Source organism: Bradyrhizobium sp. (assembly GCF_052389815.1).
Taxonomy (GTDB): domain Bacteria; phylum Pseudomonadota; class Alphaproteobacteria; order Rhizobiales; family Xanthobacteraceae; genus Bradyrhizobium.
In genome coordinates this window covers 1-7,148 of the sequence record NZ_JBQTHN010000189.1, presented here as the reverse complement: position 1 = coordinate 7,148, position 7,148 = coordinate 1, and the positions used below count along the sequence as shown (strand labels likewise).

Genomic DNA, 7,148 nt, shown 5'->3' with positions numbered 1-7,148 from the left:
CGGCGCCGCCGATGGCGTTCTATGTCGTCAAGGGCGCGCCCGATGCCTGCGGCCGCGGCTGCGACAGCTGGATTGCGATGGAGGGGCAGGTCGACGGCGCTGCCGCATCCCGTTTCAGGAAATTCCTGCAAGCGATCGGCAATCGCGATCTGCCGATCTATCTTTCTTCGCCGGGCGGCAATCTCGATCAGGCGCTGGCGATGGGAGCAATGCTGCGCGAGCGCCGCGCGACCGCGCGGGTCGGGCGCACTTTGGTCAGCGATTGCGGCTTCGAGGCGCAGGACAGCCGTGCCTGTCTGAAGCTAAAGCAATCCGGCCGCGTGCTGCATGGCGACCTCTTCACCAAGGGCACGAACTGCAATTCGGCCTGTCCCTATGTCTTACTCGGTGCCACCAATCGCGAGGTTGCGCCGGACGCGCTGCTGGCGGTGCACACGGCCAAAGTGGTGGTGCATTTCCGCGGCGGCGAGCCGCCCGCCGAAGTGCGTGCCGCGGCGAACCGACGCGGCCGCGAACGCGCCGATCGCATGCTGTCGGCCTACATCGTGAAGATGGGCGCGGATATCGGCCTGTTCGACCTCGTCCGTTCGATCAGGTTCGAGAGCATGCATGTGCTGACGCGCGAGGAGATCGTGCGTTTCGGCATCGACCGGCGGGAGATCGCGGAGACGCCGTGGAAATTCGAGAATAGCGTGCGCGGCATGGTCAGCAAGGCGGCCGCTGTGCGCGAGGAGGGCGGAAAGTCCTGGCGCCTGTCGCAATGGCGGATCGTCTGCGCCTCGAGCGAGCAGTTCGAGCTGAATTTCCAGCGACCGGTCCTTGCTGCCGGCGCCGCTACGGCGGTCGCGATCTCGGGGCTCGGCCCGACGCCCAAACATTTCAACTCGCCTCCCGTGAAGCTGCAGGGCTTCGAAATCTGGGGACTGCGCCTGACGCGGACCTCGGTGCAGGGCCTGACCAACGTGCCGCAGTTCGAGTTCATGGAATCGATGCAGGCCGCGGACGGCCGCCGCGTCGCGCGTGCTGCGAAGTACTCCACGGAAGGTCTGGCGAGTGCGCTGACGACACTCGCTGCGACCTGTCCGCCGCCGAAGAATATCGTGCTCCGGCAGAGCGTCGGCGCACATGAGAGCACTGCGAAATAATCGCAAGCGTCGCCCTTTCGTCGCTTCGGCCAGCGGCTTACATGCGTCTCGCATGGAAAATCGCCCGGTTGCCGCTCGTCCTTTCGCGCCCACCGCCTTGATGCTCGGCAATGTCGTCACCGGCTGCGCGGTGCTGGCGCCGGCGGGCATGCTGGCGGAGTTGTCCGAGGGCCTCGGCGTCAGCATCCGAACCGCGGGCCTGCTGATCACGTTCGGCGCGATCGTGCTGTGCGTGGGTTCGCCGGTCACGGCATGGCTCACCAGCCGGATCGAACGCCGCAGGCTGCTCGCGGCGACGCTGGCGGTTCTCGCTGCGACCAACATCGCCTCCGCCTTTGCGCCCGACTTTGCGAGCCTCCTGGGCTTGCGACTGTTGATGCTCGCCATCGGCGTGATCTTCACGCCGCAGGCCGCCGGCACCGCCGCGATGATCGTGCCGGAATCGAAACGCGGCTCGACCATCGCCTATGTCTTTCTCGGCTGGTCGCTGGCGGCCGCCGTCGGCCTGCCGATGATCGCGCTGATCGCCCATCGTTACGGCTGGCGTGCAGCCTATGGCGGCATCGGCGCGCTTGGCGCGGTGAGCTTCATGCTGCTGACATGGCGGCTGCCAGGCGGGTTGTTCGCTGCGCCGGTTCGGCTGCGGACCTGGCTCGATCTTGCGCGCAATCGGCTGGTCGTGCTGTTGCTGCTGATCACCACGCTCTACATGTCCGGCCAGTTCGTGATCTTCACCTTCATGGGGCCGCTGCTGGCGAGACTGACTGGCTCGAGTGCGGATGCCGTCGGGCTCGTCTTCGCGATCTACGGGGCGTTCGGCTTTATCGGTGTCGCCATCGCGACCCGTATCGTCGATGGTTGGGGTGCCTACCGCACCTCATTGCTTTCGATATCGATGGTGCTTGCCGGCATTGCCGGCTGGGCGCTGACCGCGGGCCGCTTCTTGTCGATGGCCGTTTCGGTCGCGGTCTGGGGGCTCGGCTTTGCCTCCAGCAACTCGATGCAGCAGGTCCGTCTCGTCGCGGCGGCGCCGCCGCTCGCTTCCGCCTCCGTCTCGCTCAACACGTCCGTGCTCTACATCGGACAGGCGATCGGCTCCGCCATCGGCGGCATCCTGTATGCCGGCGATTTCCTCTACGGGGCGGGATATGCGGGAACCGCCTTCCTGGTGCTGGCGCTGATCTCCGTTCTCGTGACCCGGCCGCGCGCCGCTTGATGCCGGACGAGTTCCACCGCTTGTCCGCGTGACAAGTGCAGCGACGCATGCTTTTGTCCGCGCGGGGAAGCTGAGGAGAGGGCACTCGTGCGGATGGGGAAGGCCGCGGTGCAAGCCGCGTTGGTTGTTGCGCTGGTTTGCGGATCGTTCGCAACCAGCCGGAGTCTCGCGCAGACGGGAAATGCCCAGAGCGGCTGTCGAACGGGACCCTACGCGAACACGGCCGCGCTCGAAGATCGAATTGCTGCGTGCACGCTCATCATCGAAGGCAGGGCGCAGCCGGCCAAACTGGCACAGGCGTTGTTCGCGCGGGGCGTTGCCTATCTCGACAACAGGCAATGTGACGCGGCGATTGCCGATCTCGAGCGCGGCCGGGATATGGTCGCCTCGAAGAAGGACGGCACCCACAACAATTTTCTGATCTGGCTCGGCTTCTACTGGCAATACTGCAAGGGCGACTACGAGCGGGCCATCGTCGTGCTCGGCGATGCCACACGGATTTTTCCGCGCGATCCTTCCGCCTACAACGTGCGCTCGCAGGTCTATACCGAGAAGGGCAACTACGTTCAGGCCCTGGCCGACATCAACCGTGCGATCGGCCTCGTCAACAATGACCAGAACCGCGCTTCGACCCACAACGGCCGCGCCGGCATCTACAAGAAAGTCGGCGACTACGACAAGGCGCTGGCCGACTACAGCGTCGCGATCCGCCTGATGCCGAAGAACCCGAAATATCATGCCAATCGCGGCGAGATCCATCGGCTGACCGGCAATCTCGAGCGCGCCCTGGCCGACCAGGATCGCGCGATCGTGCTCTACGAGGGCGGCCCCGGCGTTGCGCTGGGCTTCGTGCTTCGCGGCGAGACGCTACGTTACATGGGCGACTATGACCGCGCGCTGTCCGACTTCAACGCGGCAATCCGCAGCGAACCCGGCTACGCGCCGGCCTATGTCGGACGCGGACTGACATTCGAGCGGTCCGGCGACTTCGAACGCGCCAAGTCAGAGTTCAGAATGGCTCTGCAGGTCAGCGAGAATGTCGGTCGCAGCGACATTTCCAAGGCGGCGCGCGATACGGCGGAAGCGCGTCTGGCGGCGCTGTCATCCGGCGTCGAGCAGCCGAAATTCCTTCCCGTCCCGCCGCGCGCGGCGTCGGTCAATTCGGTGCCGACGCCGCAGGTCACGACGCCCGCCGTCGCCCCGGCGGTCGCCAGGGCCACCGCAGCGAAGCAAGGCAGGCGCATTGCGCTCGTGATCGGAAACTCCGCCTATAAATCGGTGCCCGTCCTGGAAAATCCGCGGCGCGACGCCGAGAAGGTTGCCGCCGCGCTTCGCGGCATCGGCTTCGATTCGGTGACGCTCATGACCGATGCGACCCGCGAGAAGGCGATCGAGGCGCTGCGCAGCTTTGCGGCTTCCGCCGACAAGACCGATTGGGCGATGGTGTACTATGCCGGCCACGGCATCGAGGTGAACGGCGTCAACTATCTCGTCCCCGTGGATGCCAGGCTGGCCTCCGACCGCGACGTGCTGTTCGAGGCGGTTCCGCTCGATCAGGTGATGGGAGCGATCGACGGCGCCCGCAAGCTCAAGCTGGTGATGCTGGACGCTTGCCGCGACAATCCCTTTGCCGGGGCTGCGGCGGCAAACCCGTCAGCGCCTGCGCTGGTGCAGGCGTCCGCAGTAGCGGAGGACGGCACGCGGAGCGCAAGGACGCGTTCGGCCGGCCGCGGTCTTGGCGAGGTCAAGGTCTCCGGCGCGTCGCTGGTGGTCTACGCGGCCAAACACGGCCAGACGGCGCTGGACGGCGAGGGCGAGAATTCACCCTTTGCGGTGGCGGTGGTGCAGCGGATGGCGACCCCGGGGGTCGAGATCAACAAGCTGTTCCGCCTCGTGCGCGACGACGTCATGGAGGCGACCGCCGGAAGGCAGGAGCCGTATACTTACGGGTCGCTGCCCGGGCGGGAGGATTTCTTCTTTGTGACGAGATGAAGAATTTTCGCCAATATGCCGCAATCCGGAGCATATTCGGCCAATTGCATTTATCCCTTGTGGTCAGGACGAAGGCGAAGCGAGATGAAAAAGATTCTGGTGCTTGCTGCGGTGCTGTATTCGACCGCTGCCATTGCGCAGACCGGCCAGCCGGCCAAGCAGCCGATGGTCGGCGACAAGCCGCTGGTCCAGGTCAAGCCGAAGGGCGCCAAGGATACCCCGGCGGACGGAGCGAAGTCGGCCAAGGCCGCGCCGGGCAAGCCGAAATCGATGGCGCAAAAACTGCAGGCTTGCCTCGAGATCGACGACGGAACCAAGGAGCGGCTCAATTGCTATGACGAGGTGATCAAGCCGAAGCCCAATCCGAAGGCCAAGGCGCCGACGAAATCCGTCACGGAGTGCGGCGGCTTCAAGGACGAGGAGGAGCGGTTGACCTGCTTCAACGGCTACGTCGAGAAACTGCCGAAGCTTCCGTCCTGAAGCCTGGCGAGACGAAGTCCCGGCGCGGCTCGCTCGCCGATCCGCGTCTGGATCGTCCCGGGCCTGGGACATCGACATCATAATGTGGGTCGAGCGGGTGCAGCGAAGTGCCCGCGTCGGTATGTCTGCCGGTCAGCGGCTCGCGCTCGCCGACGCGACGCGCGTCGGCGCGGCCATCTTGAGCAGGACGTCCTTGACCGGATGCTCGGTCCAGGCCTGCGTCACGTAACTGCGATGGGTGATGCCGTTGCGCGTCTGCACGAACACGACGCTGCCGGGCCGCAGCGGGCCGTCCATGTCCTCGCGGTAGGAGATGCCCTTCTCTCGCAGCATGGCCATCAGTTCGAGGCCACGCTTCCTGGTGTAGCGGGTATAAGAGCTGACGAAGAAGCCGCCCCGGTTGTTCTCGATCCAGGAGACGAACTTGTCGAGCTCGCCATAGACGGCGTCGAGCAGGATCACGCCGGCGATGCGCTTGGTGATGCCGCCGACCTCGAGGCTCCAGGCGGTCGGCAGGAAGCCGCCGCTGTAGCCGACGATCACGATCGGCATGTTGGCGAATGCCTTCGCTGAGCCCGGATCCCCATAGAGGCGGGCGAGGTGAGCGGCCGATTCCTCCATGAAGCGCTTGAAGCCGTTGGGCTGCCAGAACTTGCCGGCGCTGGAGTCGGCCGCATCGACGGCCATCTGGGGAGCGAGCAGCACGGCGTTGACGCCGGAATCGGAGATCTGTTGCGGCACCTGCTGGCGGTCGCGCACGTCGCGCTCCAGCGTGGCGCCATTGCCGTGGAAAAACACCACGATCACGCCGGGCCGCTTCGCATCGAAATGCTCGGGCACATGCACCAGCACGCGGCTGTCGTTGTAGGTCTCGTCCTGCCAGTAGACCTTGCCGGAATAGCTGCGGTGGCCCTTGCGATCGCCGCTCGCGACATTGAGGAACGGCGCTTCCGAACGCGGGTTCTCGCCGAAATAAGGGAAGGCGGAGGATTTCATGCTGACCAGCGCGGTCAGATCCTCGCGCGGCTTTTCCAGTGGCAGCGTCGGCGCATAGGAGGCAACGCGATAGGACGAGGGCGCCGGCGCCGGATCGGGCGTGATGCGCTCGGTGCGCACCGTACGCTGGCGCTGCGGCTCAGCCCGCGCGATTTCGCTGCGCGACGGCCACTTGATGCTTTCGGAATCCGAGGGGAAACGGTCCTTGAACTGCGGGGTGGGGAAGCGGTCCTCGAAGGTGTCGCTGCCGGTCGCGTGCGCATTGGCCGCGATTGCGCCGGCGGGTGGCGCCTTGCCGCATTGGGCAAGCAGGCAGGAGGCCGGCACTAGGACAGCGATGAGCGCCATCGCGCGCAAACGCGGCGACGTGCCAACCGGCATCGCCAGACCGGCGCGATCATGCGTCGTCGATTTCGGATCGACCCCGACCATCCACCCCCCGCAAACCACCGATCGGCAAGTTGGACCGGCCGGCGTTTAGGCGACGTTAAGAATCCGGAAAACTCCCCATCCGGACCCCAAGAAACTGAACACGGAATCGTGTCCTGATTGTGGGAAGCGCCTTTTTGTTTTCGCATTGCCGCGGATGCTCTTGGGAGGAGCAGCGCTCAATTTTGGTATATTGATACCGAAGGTCTTCTGGATTTAGACCTTTGTTAACACTGCTTGAACTGGCGGGCCTGAGCCTGCACGATTGACGTGAATCCCGGGCGCGGTGCCCCAAAGGCGTGGACCGACATGGCGGCATCAGAAGCGGGCGGCACGGCCTTGCCCGGCCGAGTCACAGCAGGTGGCGGCTCGACCGTATCGCTCTGGGTGGCGGCTGCCATCGTGGTCGCCGACATGGTCGGCGTCGGCGTCTTCACCAGCCTCGGCTTTCAGGTCAAGGACATCCCGTCCGGCTTTTCCATCCTGCTGCTATGGACGGTCGGCGGCATCGTCGCGCTGTGCGGGGTGTTTTCCTACGGCGAACTCGGCGCGATGTTTCCGCGCTCGAGCGGCGAATACAACTTTCTCGGCCGGACCTATCACCCGGCGTTTGGTTTTGTGGCGGGCTGGGTGTCGGCGACCGTCGGCTTCGCAGCGCCCGTTGCGCTGGCCGCCATGGCGTTCGGCGAATACGCCAAGTCGGTCGCGCCGGACGCGTCGCCGCTGGCGCTGGCGGTCAGTGTGGTCTGGCTGGTGTCGCTGGTGCAACTCACCGGGGTCCGCCACTCCTCGAACTTTCAGCTGAGCGCGACCATCCTGAAAGTGTTGTTGATCGTCGCCTTCCTGGTCTGCGGCTTTGTGATCGGCACGGCGCAGCCGGTGTCGTTCGC

At 65.4% G+C, this 7,148-nt stretch carries 6 protein-coding genes; 5 read left to right on the top strand and 1 reads right to left on the bottom strand.

Annotation, left to right across the window (positions count from 1 at the left end; all coding sequences use genetic code 11):
- The 4 genes from ACT4OC_RS26985 to ACT4OC_RS26970 form a co-directional block, all read left to right on the top strand.
- Positions 1-1,145: hypothetical protein (locus ACT4OC_RS26985; protein ID WP_444842099.1), on the top strand; the 1,145-nt coding region annotated here is incomplete at its 5' end.
- Between the two features lie 52 nt (positions 1,146-1,197).
- Entirely contained in the window at positions 1,198-2,361 is a 1,164-nt protein-coding gene (locus ACT4OC_RS26980; protein ID WP_444842098.1) for an MFS transporter, read from the top strand.
- Between the two features lie 93 nt (positions 2,362-2,454).
- A complete protein-coding gene (locus tag ACT4OC_RS26975) occupies positions 2,455-4,353 on the top strand; it encodes a caspase family protein (protein ID WP_444842100.1) in 1,899 nt (632 codons plus the stop codon).
- Positions 4,354-4,437: 84 nt separating this feature from the next.
- On the top strand, positions 4,438-4,833 hold the full coding sequence (locus tag ACT4OC_RS26970; protein WP_444842097.1) for a hypothetical protein: 396 nt from the start codon (positions 4,438-4,440) through the stop codon (positions 4,831-4,833).
- Positions 4,834-4,965: 132 nt separating this feature from the next.
- Here the strand turns inward: ACT4OC_RS26970 and ACT4OC_RS26965 are convergent, their stop codons facing one another.
- A complete protein-coding gene (locus tag ACT4OC_RS26965) occupies positions 4,966-6,261 on the bottom strand; it encodes an alpha/beta hydrolase (RefSeq protein ID WP_444842096.1) in 1,296 nt (431 codons plus the stop codon).
- Positions 6,262-6,567: 306 nt separating this feature from the next.
- On the opposite strand from ACT4OC_RS26965, the gene ACT4OC_RS26960 reads away from it, so the two are divergent.
- Positions 6,568-7,148 (top strand): amino acid permease (locus tag ACT4OC_RS26960; RefSeq protein ID WP_444842095.1); only part of this gene is annotated, 581 nt, incomplete at its 3' end.

Coding starts and splice junctions, on each gene's coding strand:
- ACT4OC_RS26980 (WP_444842098.1), top strand. CDS start 1,198: ATGGAAAATCGCCCGGTTGCCGCTCGTCCTTTCGCGCCCACCGCCTTG.
- ACT4OC_RS26975 (WP_444842100.1), top strand. CDS start 2,455: ATGGGGAAGGCCGCGGTGCAAGCCGCGTTGGTTGTTGCGCTGGTTTGC.
- ACT4OC_RS26970 (WP_444842097.1), top strand. CDS start 4,438: ATGAAAAAGATTCTGGTGCTTGCTGCGGTGCTGTATTCGACCGCTGCC.
- ACT4OC_RS26965 (WP_444842096.1), bottom strand. CDS start 6,261: ATGGTCGGGGTCGATCCGAAATCGACGACGCATGATCGCGCCGGTCTG.